This window comes from Corynebacterium tuscaniense DNF00037, from assembly GCF_000759055.1.
In the GTDB taxonomy this organism is placed as follows: Bacteria; Actinomycetota; Actinomycetes; order Mycobacteriales; family Mycobacteriaceae; genus Corynebacterium; species Corynebacterium tuscaniense.
In genome coordinates this window covers 1-1,592 of sequence record NZ_JRNG01000056.1, presented here as the reverse complement: position 1 = coordinate 1,592, position 1,592 = coordinate 1, and the positions used below count along the sequence as shown (strand labels likewise).

Annotated in this window: 1 protein-coding gene; it reads left to right on the top strand. The window is 59.5% G+C overall.

Going from position 1 to position 1,592, the window contains the following annotated elements; genetic code table 11:
• The first annotated feature begins 84 nt into the window (after positions 1-84).
• Complete coding sequence (gene mgtE, locus HMPREF2129_RS09965) at positions 85-1,446, top strand: magnesium transporter (RefSeq protein WP_034666194.1); 1,362 nt, start codon at positions 85-87, stop codon at positions 1,444-1,446.
• The last annotated feature ends 146 nt before the right edge of the window (positions 1,447-1,592 follow it).

Sequence of the window (1,592 nt, the reverse complement as noted above, 5' to 3'; positions counted from 1 at the left end):
TTTTTTTGGGTGCGTAAGCTGGCCGAGGATTATCCTCTCCGACCTGTCCGGATAAGTTGTCACCTCAAAAAAGGGGGCGCGGCCATGACTGCGGTTGAACAGTTCGATGCATTGTATGAGCTTGAAAAGCAGGTTGAGAATCTTCTTCGCAGCCATGATGCGGAGAAGGTTTCCGCACTGCTCGATGAGGCCCAGCTCAATGACATCATCAGTCTGATCGAGCGCACCTCGGTCAAGCGTGGTGCCGTGATTTTCCGCCTCCTGCCGCCGGAGCGTGCCGGGCTGGTCTTCGATGCGCTTGACCCCTACCACCAGGCGGCGATGGTGCACGCGCTGGGTAGCGATGGTGTAGGGGCCTTCTTCGAAGATCTCGGCGCGGAAGACAGGGCCATGCTTATCGACGAGCTCCCGCCCGAAGTCGCCGCCCGCCTCATGCGCGAATTGGACGAGTCCGACCAGGAGCACACCAACGTTGTCCTGGGGTATGAGCGTGGCACCGTTGGTCGCGCGATGTCGCCGGAGATCGCTGAGATCTACACGGACATGACTGCCCATGAGGTCCGGGATCTGCTGCGCGAGCAACACGAAGAGCTGGAAACCCTGTACACCCTCCCGGTCATTGACCGTGGCCGGAACGTGCAAGGCGTTGTGAAGATGCGGGCGCTGTTTCTCGCAGACGATGATGTGAAGATGTCTGAGCTCCTGGTGGACACCCCCACCGTGTGTGTCACCGACAACGCGGAGGAAACCGCCCGCTGGTTCCTGCCGCTATCGCTATTGGCGGTGCCGGTGGTGGACACCAACGGCAAACTGGTGGGCATTTTCACCTTCGACGAAGCCCAAGACATTGTTGAGAGTGAGGACACGGAGGACTCCGCCCGCCAAGGTGGCGCGGAAGCGCTGAAAACCCCTTACCTGGCCACCCCACTCATCACGTTGGTCAAGTCCCGCATCGTTTGGCTGCTTGTCCTGGCTGTGTCGGCCACGTTGACAGTGCAGGTGCTGGACATCTTCGAAGGAAAACTCGAACAAGCCGTAGTGCTCTCCCTGTTCATCCCACTTCTCACCGGCACCGGCGGTAACACCGGCAACCAGGCCGCCACCACAGTGACAAGGGCACTCGCGCTTGGCGACGTACACAAGTCCGACATCCTCAAAGTCATGTGGCGCGAAATCCGCGTGGGCCTCATGCTCGGCGCCGTTCTTGGCTTCCTGGGTTTCCTCGCCGCCTGGATCTTCTTCGGCATCGACATCGGCATCATCATCGGCACAACCCTGCTGTCCGTGTGCACCATGTCCGCCACCGTCGGTGGAGCCATGCCTATCGTGGCTAAGACTGTTGGCGCTGACCCGGCGGTGTTCTCCAACCCGTTCATCTCCACCTTCTGTGATGCCACCGGTTTGGTGATCTACTTCCTCATCGCCACATCCGTGCTCGGCCTCTAACCGCGGATTCAGCGCCCTTGTTCAGCACTCTGGTTTAGTACCCCGGCCACAGACCTGAACAGGCAATTTTGCCTTCCTTGGGGCGTGGTGTAGCGTTGTACCTCGTTGCAAACGCTGACTCAGCAATTGGAATAGCAAAGCAGCGG